This window comes from Sphingobacterium tabacisoli (assembly GCF_017908035.1).
GTDB classification, from domain to species: Bacteria; Bacteroidota; Bacteroidia; order Sphingobacteriales; family Sphingobacteriaceae; genus Sphingobacterium; species Sphingobacterium tabacisoli.
Genome location: NZ_JAEQMU010000004.1, coordinates 37194 through 54601 on the forward strand (window position 1 = coordinate 37194; position 17408 = coordinate 54601).

13 protein-coding genes are annotated in these 17408 nt (G+C 41.4%); 5 read left to right on the top strand and 8 right to left on the bottom strand.

Annotated features, from left to right (window positions below; all coding sequences use genetic code 11):
- Window positions 1-8 precede the first annotated feature (8 nt).
- From JKG64_RS14585 to JKG64_RS14605, 5 genes are all read right to left on the bottom strand, one after another.
- The gene (locus JKG64_RS14585; RefSeq protein ID WP_210355063.1) at window positions 9-1136 is read right to left on the bottom strand and encodes a PepSY-associated TM helix domain-containing protein; all 1128 of its coding nucleotides are present in this window, start codon (window positions 1134-1136) and stop codon (window positions 9-11) included.
- Between the two features lie 6 nt (window positions 1137-1142).
- Complete coding sequence (locus JKG64_RS14590) at window positions 1143-3557, bottom strand: TonB-dependent receptor (protein WP_246512620.1); 2415 nt, start codon at window positions 3555-3557, stop codon at window positions 1143-1145.
- 133 nt (window positions 3558-3690) lie between these two features.
- A complete protein-coding gene (locus JKG64_RS14595; RefSeq protein WP_210355064.1) occupies window positions 3691-4872 on the bottom strand; it encodes a hypothetical protein in 1182 nt (393 codons plus the stop codon).
- Between the two features lies 1 nt (window position 4873).
- On the bottom strand, window positions 4874-5476 hold the full coding sequence (locus JKG64_RS14600; protein ID WP_210355065.1) for a hypothetical protein: 603 nt from the start codon (window positions 5474-5476) through the stop codon (window positions 4874-4876).
- Window positions 5477-5595: 119 nt separating this feature from the next.
- Complete coding sequence (locus JKG64_RS14605) at window positions 5596-6129, bottom strand: RNA polymerase sigma-70 factor (protein ID WP_210355066.1); 534 nt, start codon at window positions 6127-6129, stop codon at window positions 5596-5598.
- A gap of 213 nt (window positions 6130-6342) precedes the next feature.
- On the opposite strand from JKG64_RS14605, the gene JKG64_RS14610 reads away from it, so the two are divergent.
- From JKG64_RS14610 to JKG64_RS14630, 5 genes are read left to right on the top strand one after another with little or no spacing between them, the layout of a single operon-like run.
- Window positions 6343-6873 carry an RNA polymerase sigma-70 factor gene (locus JKG64_RS14610; protein WP_210355067.1) on the top strand — a complete coding sequence of 177 codons (531 nt, stop codon included), beginning with the start codon at window positions 6343-6345 and terminating at the stop codon, window positions 6871-6873.
- 45 nt (window positions 6874-6918) lie between these two features.
- Window positions 6919-8004, top strand: a complete 1086-nt coding sequence (locus JKG64_RS14615) for a FecR family protein (protein ID WP_210355068.1) — start codon at window positions 6919-6921, stop codon at window positions 8002-8004.
- Window positions 8005-8020: 16 nt separating this feature from the next.
- A complete protein-coding gene (locus JKG64_RS14620; protein WP_210355069.1) occupies window positions 8021-11266 on the top strand; it encodes a SusC/RagA family TonB-linked outer membrane protein in 3246 nt (1081 codons plus the stop codon).
- Window positions 11267-11286: 20 nt separating this feature from the next.
- Window positions 11287-12675: a RagB/SusD family nutrient uptake outer membrane protein gene (locus tag JKG64_RS14625; protein WP_210355070.1), complete on the top strand. Its 1389-nt coding sequence runs from the start codon at window positions 11287-11289 to the stop codon at window positions 12673-12675.
- Window positions 12668-14602, top strand: a complete 1935-nt coding sequence (locus JKG64_RS14630; RefSeq protein WP_210355071.1) for a TlpA family protein disulfide reductase — start codon at window positions 12668-12670, stop codon at window positions 14600-14602. The genes JKG64_RS14625 and JKG64_RS14630 overlap by 8 nt, the downstream gene beginning before the upstream one ends.
- A gap of 85 nt (window positions 14603-14687) precedes the next feature.
- Here JKG64_RS14630 and JKG64_RS14635 read toward each other — a convergent pair whose 3' ends face one another.
- From JKG64_RS14635 to JKG64_RS14645, 3 genes are all read right to left on the bottom strand, one after another.
- A complete protein-coding gene (locus tag JKG64_RS14635; protein ID WP_210355072.1) occupies window positions 14688-15281 on the bottom strand; it encodes a sigma-70 family RNA polymerase sigma factor in 594 nt (197 codons plus the stop codon).
- A gap of 222 nt (window positions 15282-15503) precedes the next feature.
- Window positions 15504-16526 (bottom strand): MBL fold metallo-hydrolase, encoded by a 1023-nt coding sequence (locus tag JKG64_RS14640; RefSeq protein ID WP_210355073.1) that lies wholly within the window; start codon window positions 16524-16526, stop codon window positions 15504-15506.
- Window positions 16527-16607: 81 nt separating this feature from the next.
- Complete coding sequence (locus tag JKG64_RS14645) at window positions 16608-17354, bottom strand: DUF4998 domain-containing protein (RefSeq protein WP_210355074.1); 747 nt, start codon at window positions 17352-17354, stop codon at window positions 16608-16610.
- Window positions 17355-17408 lie beyond the last annotated feature (54 nt).

The window sequence follows — 17408 nt, forward strand, 5'->3', positions numbered from 1 at the left end:
GCACCGTCTTACTTCTTCTTTCTCCACCAGATTATAAATCCGGTGATCGGGAGCATAGCTGCAATCAAGCCAACGAACAAGTAAATAATCCGTCCCGAAAACCCTAGTATCGATCCCGTATGCAGATCATAATTCATATTACGGAGACGGGTGCCCCATCCTAGCCTTGCTGCTCCGGCGAGCGTTGCGTCCATCTGTGCCCCCGAATAGGGATTAAAATTAAATTTATCGCTTTGATAATGCTTATCTGCATGGACAATCTCTACATTAAAATACCCCGTTGCCGTTCTCGGAAAACTAAAGTAAACCTTATTCTGTATGTCCAATATCGAATCTATATGATTCCAGATATGATCTGTTACCCGATCTATGGAAAAGATTACGTTGGGCGTTACCACGGCCGTCTTTACCTCCTCTCGGTTCCCATTCAAAAGACACAGCACCGACTTGTCCAAACCTTTAAATCCCCATATCATCGCCGAATAACAGATCAATATCAACGGTATAAGCGTATAGAAACCGGCTACCTTATGAAAGTCAAAATTCAACCGTTTGATATTTCGGGTCTTTTTAACTAGAAACATCCATTTTACAGATTTTTTATTCAACTTGCGCGGCACCCATATAAAAAGCCCGGATACCAACACCACGAGTAGGATTAGCGTGGCATAGCCTGTGATAGGCTTCCCTATTTTCTCACCCAGCCATAACCTTCTATGCAGATTGAGAACAAGTTCAAAGAAATCCTTTTTCGCATCTTCCACGTAGACCACCTCCCCCGAATAGGGATCCACATACACACGTACATAGTATTCATAATATCCCCAATACGTCCAAGCATCCGCATTTATCTTCATCGATCTAAAGACATAGTTACGCTGCGGATCACCTGATATCTCGACTCTTCGAGCTTTAGTTTCCCAAGGAAACGCACCTTCGGCAATCGCTTTAAGCTCAGACATGGGCAGCTTCTGTTCCTTTACCTCCGCTACATAATACCTATCTGAATGAATAAACAACTTGATTTCCTGCTCAAAAGCGAGGATACAGCCTGTAATGGCCAAAACGACAACTATGGCACCGGATAGTAATCCGAGCCATAGATGTATTTGATGTATAATAGTTCTAAACTTCACGCTTTTCTAAAAACGGAGACTAAGCTGTGCAGCGAAATTACGTGGCATCTGTGCCACGACCACACCTTGTCCGGCAAAATATTCTGTATTTGTGAGGTTATTCATTCGTATACCGAATCTGTATTTCTCCCTTTCGAATGACACCGAAGCATTGACCAAGGTGTAAGCAGGGAATATAAACTGTCCCGTATCCGCATGATCTACCGTAATCTGTTCGCCTACGCGATTCACCCCAAGACCTAGACCTATCCCATGTAATGCCTTTGTCTGGAATACATAGCTTACCCAAGAATTGAAGACATGTGCAGGACCAGCTGATGAAGGCCTACGTCCATTCACCTTATCATCTGCTTTCTGAAATTTGCTATCATTATAGGTATACCCCGTCATCACATTCAGTCCTCTCACCGGATTTGTAATCATTTCCAACTCCATCCCTTTACTACGCTGTTCGCCATCCTGAATTGTGACATTATAGTTCGTTTCGCCCTGGGTCACCGGAATATCGCGCGTCATGTTATTGACTGTGATATCATAATAAGAGGCTGTAAAGTTGAAGCGATTATTCCAGAAATTAGTTTTCACCCCACCTTCCCATTGATTCGCCAGTTGTGGCTTCATAATATCCGGGTACCCCTCTAGTCCTTTATTATCAGCAGGAGCGACATTACTAAACCCATTCATATAATTCGCATAAGCAGACAAACGGTCTTTAAGAACCTGATAGACCATCCCAAATTTGGGTGATACCGCCGTCTGCTCGTAATCTCCGCTACGTACATTGGTATTCAGATTGAGCTGTCCCCTTGTATTAAAATGATCTACACGCAAACTCAGCATGGTGGTCCAACGATCAGTCAGGTATACCACATCCGATACATACGCACCGTATACATTGCTCGAAGAGTAAGTCCGCACCATATTTCCCTTGGATTGCTGTATGCGCGCTGTCGCCAGTTCCCGAGATATAAATCCATAATCACTCTCCAAATTCTGCCCATTTATCGTATCAAATTTAACAATAGGCGAATGGTTGTTGCGTAGGGATTGGTTAAAATAGTCTAGCCCAATCAGCAACTTATTCTTAATACGTCCGATCTGGAATGTCCCGTTAAAATTCTGCTGAATACTTGTTGAGCTCGCTTCCGAATTGTTAAATTGGACATTACGTTCCAACAAAGCATCACTCGTATTACCTCGTATAAACTGATATTGGTACAGTCCTTCTGTCTTACGGAAGTTTCTCGATATACTCGTCTGCGAAGTCCAATTATCAGAGATACGGTAATTAACCTCTCCTTTCACATTGGTTGCCGGCGCCTTCAATGTCATGTCATTATTAGAGTACGACCTATTCCAATCGAATCCCAGTTCCTTAGGCGTTTTCGCAAAGAAAGGACGGGTTCTACTTAAGAAAATAATAGGCGTATTCGTTCCCTCATAGTTATAGATCTGCGCTCCCAAGCTAAACATCAAGCGGTCATTGACCTGATAGCTAAAACTTGGCGCTGCAAAGAATGACTTTCTAAACTCGGCATCCCTAAAACCATTCTGATATTGGTACGCTGCATTCAGTCTAAAGAGTGTCTTTCTGTCCGACGTCACAGGTCCATGTACATCTGCAGTCAATCTATTCAGGTTAAAACTCCCCATGGTATAGGACACCTCTCCACCAAAATAGTCCCGGGGCTTCTTGGTGACAATATTTACTATTCCACCAAAGGAAGTTACTGTACCTCCATACAATGTCCCCGATGGCCCCTTGATTACTTCGATACGCTCCACATCTGCTGGGTCGATCTCTCCATTCGTTGTCGCTGGAACACCATCCACCATAGACACCTTTGTCGGGAATCCACGCAGGTTATAATAAAAGCTTCCATCACCACTTCCTCTGCCCGGGCTACCCTGCATTTTGATCATACCGGGTACATTACGTATTACCTCCGAAAGGTCGGTTGTAATCTGCTCCTTCATCAGCGATTGATTGATGCTGGTATAGGCTTGTGGATTTTCCATATAGGATAGTGGCATCTTGGCTACGGTAGTACTATCACGTTCCAAAAACTTGTTACGGCGATAGCCGTACACCGTCACACCGTCCAGGTTATTCATTTTCTTGATGACATAGATTGCCGGCAACGTAAACTCGCCCGCTTTGATATCGATATTCTCACGGATGATTTCTACATCATTGATACTGGCCTGCAGCACGTAATTTCCTACTGGCAGGTTATCAAAATAAAACTCCCCTGCAGCATTTGTCCTTGCCTGATAAGCTGTATTTAACAACCGTAGCAATGCATCTTTGACAGGTTTGTCCTCTGACATCATGATCTTTCCTTGGATCCGGTCTTGTTTCTGCGCAGACACATTCAGAAAGAGTAAGCTGCATAAAACAATTGATAAAACTAGTTTCATTTTATTATAAACTGAAGTTAATAATGATATATATAAAAGATAATTAATTACACTTTACGAAACACACAGTCCATAGCAATCCCCGACCGCCTTATGGCAGTGCCTCTACATAACAATAGTCAGATCCTGTCGATTACCTCAGACGTGCGATATAAATACCGCTTCCTCCTATTGCTTCGATCTTTGTATTTAAAATAGTTGTATTGTCCTGTTCAAAAAAATGATACTTCCCATCCTCTGCCCCAAAATTGGAATAGTAGGCCTTCCCATCGACTTCACCTACCGGATAAACTGTACCATATTTATCCAATGAAGTTATATCTTTAAAAGTCAATGCTTCAACATCGACCATAGCCAACTTGGTGGAACAACCAAACCATTGGCCCGGATTTGCTGGCATCTTCCAGTCCTTCTCAATATATTGTACCAATACATCCTTTCCCTGTACCGCTATTACAGATATAATGCGATGTGCATCCAATACCTTTTGCAGATCCACAAAAAAATCAGGATCATAGGTTCCATCACTACGCACGCGCAACAGACCTCCACTCACTGCATCTTTTTGGGAAGGGCTATAATCCTGCACACGGGCGATATATTTTGACGGTCTATAATACAGATCACCGTTTGCAAAATCTTTGGTAAAATTATTATACCCTATGGTCATCCTCCTATCCTCATTATACCGTACAGATTTTGCTTTACTATCGAAAACAGCTACACAGGCACGTTCAGAAAACTTACCGAAAGTACTTGGGTCTGCTCCCACAGGAAGTAATATTTTTCCGTCATTTCCGACAAAAGCATAGTAAGTATTCGTTCCCACCATTACCCCCTTCTCTATAGGCAAGGCATCCACCTCCATCTGCTTAACCAACTTCATCGTTGTAGGGTTAAATTCAATTACCTTTCCCTCTGCAAGGAAAAAAACATAAGCTTCCTCTTCCGATATAAAGGCTACCGCCCCAAAGGAATTGCTCTTTGCGATACGCTCAAAACCTATAGAATCTACAGCAACAATTTCATTATCCTTCCCTACCTCATACTTGAACAGTTGCGCAGCTGTTCCGTCCCAGATATAAGGATGCTCACCATACGAATAGATTGCTATATTATGCCCCAATAGGGTCATATCTTGGGGGGCTACCTGACTAGGGATAGCAGAATAAGCTCCTAGATAGTACATCCTTCCTTGTGGTGTATTCACCCGGGTTCCGATCAGAATCGTTCCTTTATCATTCGGTTGCACACTTCCCCCAAAAGGATTACAAGCCTGTAGACATAGTGTAAAGAACAAAAGTAATCTGTACATATTATATTGTTTTGGCAATGACCTCCACCTCCCCCTTTACAAAGCGGAGGTAATTATCTTCGGGCGACAGATGCCGCTCAGCAATTAAATAATGTCTACCATCGATTGTTTCGAGGTAATAAGTTTCGCCTGGATCCAGTGTATACTGCTCCCCATTCGTACACTCAATAGATTTATACTGATTAGAACGGTTCACCACCTGTAGATATCCTGAAAATTGAACTTTAAAATTGTCTCCTAACACTTCTATAGGCCCTTGTGCCGAAGTAATCAACAACCCTTCCGAAACCGATCCATTCGCGGTTGTCCAGTTTAACTTCTGAAAAACAACCACGCCGACCAATAACAACAGCATTGCCGCTACCAGAGGGAGATAAATGACTTTAGATCTCGAGGCATGGATGCTCCTGATGCTCCTTTGTTCGTCTATCGCTTGCTCCAATAGATTGTCCCATACTGCAGCCTTCATCTCCGCGAGGTCCACAGGATCTAGGCTATATGCCTCTGTATCCGTACTGGTCAACCAAGTCTCTATGGCCTCCACTTCAGCATCAGTTGCTGTTCCTGAGTTATATCGTTGTAAAATAGCTGGAGTTATTTCCAAAACAGTCAAATTATTATGGTAAGCACTCTCCCCAAAACACCCTAAGGACGCTATGGAGTGGGGCTGTATATAAAAGAGTTGTCCAACTCCTTATTTACCCTTAGTCTAAATTAAAATTTTTATATTTTTTCTCCAAGATGGCCTTTTATGGTCTTCAAGGCTTTCGTAAGATGGGCTTCAACGGTCTTTTCTGCGATAGCGAGCTCTTCAGAAATTTCGCGGATATTCAATCCCTGTTCACGGCTCATCAAAAAAACAGCTCTGCATTTTGGTGGCAGACGGTCTATAATTGTGCTGATCCGGTTTTTGAGTTCTTGAAAAAATACGGTCTTTTCTGTATCATTATTACTTTTTGCCTGATCAAACAAAATCTCATCCAGATGTTGTTGACGGCGTTGTGTGGTCTTTAGGTAATCCAGTGCGGCGAGTTTGGCTGCCCGATTCAAATAATGTTGGACAGGGATATCCAATTCTAGTTCAAATCGCCGTTCCCAAAGTTTTAGATAAATGTTCTGCACAAGTTCCTGTGTAGCAGACTTGTCTCCTAGCTGTCTAAAAATAATATGGAACAATTGATCTGCCGAGCGGTTATACAGCTCTTCAAAGCCTTTCGCCGTCCGGAAATCAATATCTGTATTATTCCTCTCGCACATTTTTTATTTAGAACAAATCTAATTTAGTGCAAGTATAGAAAAAGTACTTGAGGTAAGCCTAATTTTTTTTTCTTTAGTTTCACCTTCCGATGGATAGCATAGCCTCCAACAGACAATAGCACCTCAGCTAAGTACTCCTCTGGCAGATAGCTTATTTACTATAGAGATTAAGGTATAAATGCTGTTTTTAAGCAAAATTTGTTAATTTTACCTATGCATCCGAAAGAAAAGAAAGAGCTTTTTACACTGTTGTACGACAGCCATTGGATGAAACTCTATCTCCATTCTTACAAAATGATCGGAGATAAAGATGAAGCCCGAGACATTGTCCAGGAGGTATTTACCAATCTATGGGACATATTGGATCAGGTCACAATTACGCATTCCTACAGTTCGTATTTGTACCGTGCTATACGAAATGTGGTAATCAATAGAATCTCTCAAAATAAGCTCAACGACAAATTTACAGACTACAGCATTACAGCCAACGCCTTAAATAGCGTGATCACTCCCGAAGAAGCATTACGGGAAAAAGACCTCACTTATCTCATTCAACAAGAGATCGACAACCTTCCTAAAAAAATGGCCGAGATCTTCAAAAAAAGCCGATTCCAAAACCAGAGCTATAAAGAAATCGCAGAAGACCTTTCCATTTCCGAAAACACCGTAAGGAAGCAGATTCACAACGCGTTGGTCATTCTTCGAAAAAAATTAAAATATATTTTCATTTTGTTCTACCACTAATAGCTCAGTTGTTTGTCATACTACCAAATTAACCCAATTTGGATAATGGCAACACCTAAAATAACAGGAGAACTGCTACGTAAATACGTAACCAATCAGTGTACTGAAGTTGAACGAGTCAGTGTAGAATCCTGGTATAACGAACTAGCGGAACACAACTCCCCTCTCCAATCCTTGGAATGGGAAGATATTGAAGCTACAGATCAATACTTTCAGAGCGTATTCAAAGACAAACTCGTCCAAAAGAAGCCTGCAAAAGTCAATAGATTCACATTCTCAAAAGTTGCGGCAGCTATTGCATTATTAATAAGCCTAAGTCTTTTGGTTTATTATTACCAGCATTCTGACAAAAAGCCCTCCCACATTACGCTTACTGCACAAAGCTTCAAACCAGGCACATTTCAGGCTAATATCCAACATGGTTCCCAAACAGAAGAAAGTACCATAAGCGGTCATGCCCTCGTTCTGAAACAGCAAGATATAAGCGAGACTCTTTTGGTCAGCACCTCCACTGGGCAAGAATATAAACTGACATTGCCAGATGCAACTGTCGTCTTTCTGAATGCGCAAAGTAAAGTGACCCTTCCTGCAGATTATAACCAACAAAACCGGACAGTCTACCTTGAAGGCGAAGCCTATTTTAAAGTAGCCAAAGATAAATCCAAGCCGTTTGTTGTCCATGTTGCCGATGCTCAAATCGAAGCATTGGGAACTGAATTCAACATCCGCTATTACCCTTCAGCGAATCACACCTTTGAAACATTTCTCAAAGAAGGTGCTGTCCGCCTGACCCACAAAAAGGAAGAGCTCATCATGGAACCTGGCGATGCACTCCTCGTCAACACATTGACCGGGCAGAATAAGCTCCAAAAGAAACAGGTCGACCTACACCAACTGGCTTGGAAAGACGGATATTTCGAATACAACAATACCCCATTGTTAGACATCGTCCAAGAACTCTCAAGGTGGTATAATTTTGAATATGAGATTGACCCAGCATACAACCGCAAGACATTGAGTGGTAAAATATCACGTCAGCAGCCTTTTCAGGAAATCCTAACTATACTACAATTTTCAGGCATTCCTTATCAGATGCATGACAACCTATTAAAAATAACACCTAATAAATAAACAATCTAATCACATTATGAAGTACTCTTTTACTTTTTTGTACATTCTACTCTTTTCTTGGAGTAGTTTTGCCTTCAGCCAAAAACTCACACTCCATCTAAGGGGTGTAAATTTTGAACGCTTGACACAGGCCATCGAACAGAAAACCAACTACAAATTTGTCTATGACCCGAAAGAAATAGGTATCAATAACTCCTTTAGTGTGGATGTCAAGAACGGGAGTATAGAAACCATCTTAGATCAAGCCTTCAAAAAACAAAAGATTAAATATCAAATCATCAGAGAAACCATTGTAGTCAAGGCCGAGGCTGAAAAAAGCAACAATTTCCAACAAAGTATAACTGGAACAGTGGTGGATGAGGATGGAAAAAGTTTATTGAATGTCAGTATTCGTAATAAAAGCACGAATACTACGACAGCTACCGATGAACACGGAGCTTTCAAAATAACGGCCACACCCAAAAACACACTGGTGTTCAGCAGCGTAGGCTTCAAGAGCACAGAAGTTGTAATAGCGGGTCAGCAAGAATTACACATCACACTAACACCGGACTTGGCAAACCTGGATGAAGTAGTCGTAATCGGTTACGGAACCTCTTCCGTCCGGAAAAATGTTGGTTCTGTATCCAGCGTCACAGCCAAAGATCTGGACAAGCAGCCTGTTCTCGATCCCTTAGCGGCTATGCAGGGACGGATTGCCGGACTCAGCATATCTTCCAATAGTGGTCTTCCTGGCGGCTCCTTCAATGTACAGCTCCGTGGTGCAAACTCTATCGATAATGGCAACAACCCTTTATATATTATAGATGGTGTTCCCTTCGCAGACAATCCGATGAACCAATTTACCAATGCCAGTGGAAATCAGAGTCCCCTAGCCATTATCAACCCAAAGGATATCGAGCGTATAGACGTACTTAAGGATGCTGATGCAACCGCTATATACGGTTCTAGAGGGGCAAGCGGCGTTATCCTAATTACAACAAAAAAAGGAAGTGCACAAAACCTTCGTATCAATGCGGGATTGAATGTCGGAAATAGCCACGCTATCCAAACATTGGATTTATTAAATACGGAACAATATCTTGAAATCCGAAAAGAGGCATTCAAAAACGATAACACAGCAATGACAGAAACCAATGCCCCCGATTTGCTGACCTGGGATCAGGCTTCATACCACAATTGGCAAAAGGAACTTTTTGGAAATAAAGCGGCATTCAATACGATGCAATTGTCATTCACAGGTGGTAGCTCCAACCTGCAATATTTGTTCAGTGGAAGTTACAATAAACAAGGGGATGTATTGCCTAATGATAAAAACTACCAACGCGGCGGTAGTATGTTGTCCATAAATAGTCAATCCCCTTCAGGTAGGTTTAAATTAGCGGCTTCAGCTAACTTTAATGCCGATAGGAATAATACCATAGCATCTGACCTTGCTCAGTACTATAACCTAGCTCCAAACTATCAGCTATACAATGAAGACGGCAGTTACTACTGGTTTGGTAACAGCTTAGAAAACCCTATGGCCTACACAGAACGCGGTAGTGTGAGCCGGAGCAAATCACTTCTAGCAAATAGTACCCTATCCTATCAGCTACTCTCCGATCTGGAAGCCAAAATAAGCCTAGGATACAACCATCAAACGATGAGCCAACTACAGACACTTCCATTAGTCGGATTCAATCCCCTGAACAATACCGGATCGAGTGCGCGATATGGTGATAGCAAATTCAACTCCATCATTTTTGAACCACAATTGAACTACACCAAACAAATCGGAGACCATGAGATTCGGGTGTTACTAGGTGGCACCTGGCAACAGACCGTCAATGAAGGACAAAGTATAACAGGCACCAAGTACTCTACAGATGCACAGCTAGAAAACATCAAAGCAGCAGGTACACTGACCGTAAATGGATACAACTACGGTGACTATCGGTACCAGTCTGTATTTGGACGTATCAACTACGGCTATAAATCCAAGTACTTGTTCAATGTGAGTGGAAGAAGAGATGGTTCATCCCGATTCGGTCCCAACTACCTATACGGTAATTTCTACTCCACAGGCGCTGCCTGGGTCTTTTCGGAAGAAGATTTCTTAAAGGACAATGGAATATTGAGTTTCGGAAAACTACGTGGTAGTTTAGGTCTTACGGGCAATGACCAAATCGGCAACTATCGCTACCTAGACACTTGGGGACCAGGCTTTGCCTACCAAGGGTTAGCAGGATTATCTCCTACACAAGCCTACAATCCTGATTACAGATGGGAAGAGAATACCAAGAGAGAGCTAGGCCTTGATCTAGGATTCTTAAAAGACCGCATATTTCTCACCACCAACTATTATAACAATAGGTCTGGCAATCAGCTTATCGACATTCAACTTGCTCCACAAACTGGCTTCAGTAGCTATTTGGGCAATCAGCCCGCGCTTGTACAGAACTCAGGTTGGGAGTTTGAGTTGAGCAGCACCAATATCCGTAAAGAAAATTTCTCTTGGAGCAGCAACCTAAACCTTACTATTCCAAAGAACAAACTTCTAAAATATCCCGATCTGGAAAACTCTACAGCTGCCAATAGATATGTAATTGGCGAATCGATACGTATAGTCAAAGGCTACGAATTTACAGGTGTAGATCCTCAGACCGGCCTAGCGCAGTTTAAGGACCAGAATGGCGATGGCGCATTGACCGAAGCAGGTGACTTTATTGTCATGGGCGACCTACTGCCTCATTTTTATGGAGGTTTTAACAATACATTGACATACAAGGATATTTCTTTGAGCTTCCTGCTTCAATTTGTAAAACAGGAAGGCCCTAGTATAGGTTACGGTCCTATGGCCAACCATATCGGTGCAATGGCAAACATGGATGTCGCTGTATTAGACCGTTGGCAACAACCAGGAGATATCACTAGTACTCCACGAGCTACCGCGACCGCATCAAACCCTGCCTTCACAAACTTCCGTAACCAATATCGCTATTCGACAGCTGTATGGGATGATGCCTCTTATCTACGTCTTAAAAACATAGCATTATCTTACGATTTATCCAAGTTTAGCCAACGGATCAATATCCAGCAGATGAGTATACATTTTAATGCACAGAATCTATTTACTTGGACTTCATTCCGTGGTATGGATCCGGAGATGCAAGGTTTTGATCGATCGGCTATATCTCAGGTAAATCCATTTGGTTCAGTAAGAACTATCACCACACCAAGTGTACGCACCTACACTTTTGGCGTACAGGTATCATTTTAATTTTTTTAAAACTCCATATTATGAAACGTAAAAGAATCCTATTATATTCCGCCTGTTTGGCTTCTATACTCCACCTGAGTTCCTGTGAGAGCTTCTTAAGTATTGATCCTCCAAAAGACCGTGTAGCGGCCGAAGACGCGTTCTCCGACAACAAAACTGCCGAGGCTACCGTATTGGGGCTCTATGTAGGAATGAACAACTATAACAACCAATTCGGCAGTGCTTTACTCACACTATTGCTATCAAGTGCTTCGGATGACTATTACTCCGCATTTACATCATACGACGAGTATAGGTTCAACAATATCACTCCGAGTGCGAGTTACCTGGACCGTCTTTGGAGCCATCCCTATGGTTATATCAACCATGCTAATAAGATAATTGAAGGCCTAGAAGCATCGAGCCTTAATGAAGATGTTAAAAAGCAACTCAGTGCTGAGGCTCGCTTCATCCGTTCTTTTAGCTTTTTCTATCTTACCAACCTTTTTAACAAAGTCCCGCTGGTGACAACTTCAGATATAAATACTGCCAATACATTAGGTCCCTCTACCCAAGAAGAAGTTTATCAATTTGTCGTTGAGGATCTAATAAGAGCAGAGTCCGATATTTCAGATGAATACCTAGGCACACAACAGGGAGCAAGCTCGGAGCGTATCCGTCCCAACAAGAAAGCCGTTTCGGCCCTCCTCTCCCGTGTATATCTATACAAGAAAGACTGGAAAAATGCAGAGAGCACCGCTACAACAGTAATCAATGACACCCGTTATAAGATACCCAGCGATCTGAACACCGTATTCTTAAAGACCAGCCAAGAGGCCATCTGGCAGCTACAAACAGTTAATACAACTACTGCGGGTGTTAATACCTGGGAAGGATTTACTATTGTACCCGCCACAGCGACCGCACGAGGTTATTACAATGTATATCAGCCTACATTAGACTCCTATGAGGCAAATGACAAGCGAAAAGATAACTGGCTGAAACCTTATACCATCGCATCAGGTACATTTTACATGCCCTATAAGTACAAAGTACGTACAGGAAGTCCTGTAACAGAATACAACACCGTATTACGATTGGCAGAGCAATACCTGATTCGGGCAGAGGCACGTTTGAACCAGGGCAAAACAGTAGATGCAATCACCGATATCAACGTGATACGGGAGCGCGCCGGATTGACCTTATTGCCAAACACACTCAGCCCCGAAGAGACGGCATTGGCTTTAGAGAAAGAACGACACTTAGAACTTTTGGGAGAATGGGGACACCGTTGGTTTGACCTTGCACGGACAAATCGGGCAGTTGCAGTACTTTCGGTTACCAAAGGCAACTTTACACAAGCCGACACGAAGATTCCTATTGCCGAGTCAATACTGCTAAGCAACAAAAAACTAGAACAAAATGACTAGAAGGAGCATTTTGACAGCTATGGCTACCCTTCTTATAGGGAGCCATAGTTTAATAGCCCAGCAGGCACCTGTCGATATCCAACCTCAGAAACCGACTGCGAATGATAACGTACAGATACGTTTTTGGCCACAGCGAACTGCATTACCGGATACCGTCAGTGCTTACTATTTAAACTTCAGCTCTTCCAATTACTATGAGATGCCCCAGCGTCTTAAAATGGAGAAAAACAATGATCATTGGCAGGTCTCCTTCAAGTTACCTTTCTATGCCAACTTTAGTTCCTTTACAATTTCGGATTTCAAAAACGAATGGATCCAACAACCGACAGACAGTACCCATTACGAATTGTTCGTCTACCAAGACGGCAGGTTAAAAGAAGGCAACTATCTGGGTAAGGGCTATAGCATAAGTGTCCAGAACAGGAAATCACCTGACATGGAGCGGCAACAACAAGTATACTTTAAGAAGGAATTAGAACTATTCCCAACAAACTATGAGGCACAGCTTAGGGTACTTGCTTATGAGATGAAAAAAGGGGATGAAATACAACAGCGGCAAGCACACCAACAAGCCTTACAGGTAATCGACAAAAAATTCAGGAGTAACCCTACCGATGGCGGCAACCTCAATAAAGTCACCATGGGCTACCTAATCATCGGAGAAAATCAACGATTAGATTCTATCCGGCAAGTCGTAATAAACGAATTTCCCAATAGCGAATTAGGCATAACCAATCAACTCAATAAACTATTCAAGAGCACAGATAGTGTACATGTGGTACAGGGAATAAATGATCTATTCAAGAACAAGAATAAAACAAATGAAAAAGCATTCCAATCGGCTTACGCTTACCTGTTCGAGTACTATGTACGAAAGAAAGATGCCTCCCAAGCGGCACATTACCTTTCGTTAATAAAAGAAAAGGAGACCAATCCCTATACCTGGCGCTCGTATAGCGAATATGCAAGTTTACTATTAGAGCATCAGCTGTTATTGGACTCGGCCTATGTCCTGAACAAACTCGTTCTGGACCATATCCAAGAGTTCCCCGTTACACTGGTCCGTTATTTTCCTGAGACAGGATATTTGGTCGCACACGATGACCAGAAGACAGAGAAAACAGCAAAGGCCAAAGCTACAATATTAGCCACACAGGGACTGATACAGTATTACCGAGATAGAAAGGATGTCGCGTGGCAGATTTTAGCCCAGGCGTACCCCAAGCTAGACGACGTCCCATTACTTAAAAAGATTGCAGATCTATATAAACAAGAATCCAACTATAAAGAGCAGACTGCTGTATTAAGAGAGGCCTTCAAGCAGACACCCTATAATCAGGATATTTTAAAACAGCTAGCTGAAAGCTTAGTAAACCAGGGGTTTGGTAACAATCAAATCATAATTTATCAAGAGCAACTACTACAAGAATGGAAAACCGATTACTTCAGCGAACTAGATAAAAAGGTAATTGACAATAAAGCTTTCCCTCAGGAATTGTCTATTGTCGATCTGCAAGGTCGCGCGTTGACGGCAGCAGATCTACAGGGTAAAGTGGTCGTAATCGACCTTTGGGCCACCTGGTGCAAACCCTGCCTTGCTTCATTTCCTTATGTACAAAAGGTCTATGAAAAGTATAAAAACGACAGCAGTATCCTATTTGTAATCCTCAATACAGGCAGTGGCAATAGCTTGGAAGACACCCAGAAATGGACATCCCAAAATCAACAATACAACTTCCCGGTTTACTACAATAAGGACAAAAAACTGAATGCTAAACTGGAAGTAACCTCGATTCCTACCTCTTTTATCCTAAGTCCAACAGGGCAGATTGTTTTCAAAAAAGTAGGTTCTGAAGGTGAAAAAATCCGAGTAGAATTAGACGCTATGATTGACTACGTCAAAGCGCAACATAAAAAACAAGAATAATAAAAAACAGCGCCCGATCTCTCGGGCGCTGTTCTTGTTATACTTTTATTAAAGTGATTTAATTGAGACTAATCAATCTGAACAATTAAAAATGGTGTCCAAAACAAGTCACTAACAAAAATGCCGTATAAAGGTTAATATCCTTCTCTTTGAAAATTACCCGGAGCGTAGAGAGTGCTTTTGACTTTGCAAAGTACACCGTACTAGTAGTCGTTCCTAATGCATCACAGATCTCTTTTGTATCCATTCCTTCCAAATAAGACATACGAAAAACATCAGCCTGCTGTTTGGGCAATTTCTCCAGCTCTTCAACAATCTGCATAATCAGTTCCACATAAATCATCTGCCCCAACATATCACTGTCTTTCCCTTCGATATCTGTCCATTCGGACTGTGATAAAGATACTCTTTTACGGTATGCTGACCCCATGTGATTATAACAGGAATTTCTGGTCACTAAAAACAAAAAGGATTTAATAGCTTCATAACTAGTCATTGTTTCCCGTCTATCCCAGAGCTTACAAAATGATTCTGAAACAATCTCTTCCGAGACTTCCTTGTTCTTTGTAATCCTGTAGGCAAAAAAATGTAGCGGATCCCCAAGTTCTGTAATAAAATACTGTAAGCCAAGTTCATGCCCAAGACATAAAATTTCGACATATTTTAGGTCATCTTTCACATTCCAGAGGTTTAAATAATTTTGTTAGCATAACTAAGTTAAGCAAATTAAATCAAACGCCGCATCGAATAAATTTAAAAAATGAAACTACAGCGGCTAATAAATAGTTCGCTACTAAATTAAATAAAACCCCCTGTAAATGACTAAACCAATCAATTACATAACCATTATATAACATGCCCCTAACATGAGGAGCATATTATGTCTTTCACTAAAACAACCTTATCTCAACCCTCCCTTTTCCCAGACCAATCTCTCTCCCCAAAAAGGCAGAATCGTGTTTTCACACTTCACATTAGGAAGATGCTTTAATGTTTGCGTGATCGAAGCCTGCCCCTTAGGATATGGCTTATGTCTCATTTCGATCAAATGCGACAGAACAGCGTAATTGGTTTGTACCTGACCTTCACCCTGTCCCAAAATTTCATTTTCTCTTGCCGCTCCCCATCGCAATACAACTACATCCACCGGCCCTTGTACTTTCTTAAACCGTTTTGGATCGAATCCGGAATCCCCACAGTGGAGCAAAGAAAAATTCCCTGTATCATCCCCACAATCAATACGAACCACCGCTACAAAATCCGGCAAATCTGGACTGCGCAGATGATCTGATATATCGGTTTGTAATGTAAAATTACCGATCTTGTAACTTGTCGCAGTGGTCGAAAAGTATGGCGCATTATCTACGTCAAAATTGGTTATTACAGGTTTTCCCAATTGTTTCATTGCCGCTATCAACTTCACATTAGCATGATCACCATGATTATGCGTGATGTACAGGAAGTCCAAATAAGGAGCCAGTTCTTCTGCTAAGCGATGATCTACATCTATTCCAAAACAACCTGAAGCCGTCTTTACCACAAATCCCATATTATATAGCATCCATACCGATGCTGTTCCCTTTTTGACCTTTGTCGTTTTCACCTCCTGCAACACCTTTTCAAAAGCCATTCTATAGGCATAAAGGATAGGTTCTTTATGTTCCAATTCTTCGGCTTCTTCCTCAGATTTTTTTAGGTATTCTTTAAATGGACCGTCAGAATAGGGATCTGAATACGTTTCGATCGTTTTTAATAGCGATAACCGATCCTCATTTAATATGAGTGGACTTGTTTTATTTAACCTCTTTATTGTCTCTACCCCCGCATTATCATAGTTCTTTTGATCTTTTTCAAAAGAACTCTTTTGGGCAAAAGAACAATGAATAAACGCCAACATCACAATAGATAAAAGTATCTTTTTCATATCATTAAATCTAAATAGATAAACACTATGCTTGATGAAAAAATCACCAAGCATAGTTCAATCAATCTCTTCTAATTACAGTTAGGGAATCCATGTTTCCAGATAATTTCCAGTTACTAATGTATCTAAATCATTCGTATTAATTAGATAGCGTGTTTTACTACGTACCTTTCCTCCTTTTTGTGGATTTACAAGTGGTAAACTCTTTACCACTTTCTCTTCAGCTGTAAACTCTCCATTAGTCTGCTGGTAACTCACTAAATTATCAATTACCCCTATCTTGTTATCAAACTCTACAGTTTTATTTCCTGCAGTGAACTTGACAATTGACGGCATCAAAGTTTTAATATACTTTTCACCATAGACGAATCCGCCCTTATTTGTCAAAAGCGATTTATTACCAAAGGTATCGACATTCCACGCCTCTATTAATACATTACCTTCTATGCTAGGCATTTCAATCGTTGTAAAATAGCTTTGATAGACAGCATTGTAATTAGCAGGTATGTAATCCACTTTCAGCGAATCTTTGGCGCCACTTCCAGTATTCCAACGCAACATACAATAAGCTCTATTAACATCCTCCGCAGGATAAATACCAATACCCAGTCTTTTATGCCCAGATTTAATATTTAAGTCTGTAATTTTACCTGCATATACGATAGGGCCATCTTTGATATATTGGTTTAATAGATCATCCGCATTATCACACCCAGCGATTGATAAAGTAAAAACTATTGCAATTAAATATAGTATATGTTTCATCCGTTTAAATTTGTTTTTTGCCATCATATCTATTTCATTCTCTTGTGCGATTGAATCAATCATGATAGCTTCATATGTATATAATTTGATTTTCAACGACCATATGGAATAGTCAGA

Bases quoted from the DNA above. Each gene is read 5' to 3' on its own strand.
- JKG64_RS14590 (WP_246512620.1), bottom strand. From the start codon at position 3,557: ATGAAACTAGTTTTATCAATTGTTTTATGCAGCTTACTCTTTCTGAAT.
- JKG64_RS14595 (WP_210355064.1), bottom strand. From the start codon at position 4,872: ATGTACAGATTACTTTTGTTCTTTACACTATGTCTACAGGCTTGTAAT.
- JKG64_RS14625 (WP_210355070.1), top strand. From the start codon at position 11,287: ATGAAACGTAAAAGAATCCTATTATATTCCGCCTGTTTGGCTTCTATA.
- JKG64_RS14605 (WP_210355066.1), bottom strand. From the start codon at position 6,129: ATGTGCGAGAGGAATAATACAGATATTGATTTCCGGACGGCGAAAGGC.
- JKG64_RS14630 (WP_210355071.1), top strand. From the start codon at position 12,668: ATGACTAGAAGGAGCATTTTGACAGCTATGGCTACCCTTCTTATAGGG.
- JKG64_RS14620 (WP_210355069.1), top strand. From the start codon at position 8,021: ATGAAGTACTCTTTTACTTTTTTGTACATTCTACTCTTTTCTTGGAGT.
- JKG64_RS14645 (WP_210355074.1), bottom strand. From the start codon at position 17,354: ATGATTGATTCAATCGCACAAGAGAATGAAATAGATATGATGGCAAAA.
- JKG64_RS14615 (WP_210355068.1), top strand. From the start codon at position 6,919: ATGGCAACACCTAAAATAACAGGAGAACTGCTACGTAAATACGTAACC.
- JKG64_RS14610 (WP_210355067.1), top strand. From the start codon at position 6,343: ATGCATCCGAAAGAAAAGAAAGAGCTTTTTACACTGTTGTACGACAGC.
- JKG64_RS14640 (WP_210355073.1), bottom strand. From the start codon at position 16,526: ATGAAAAAGATACTTTTATCTATTGTGATGTTGGCGTTTATTCATTGT.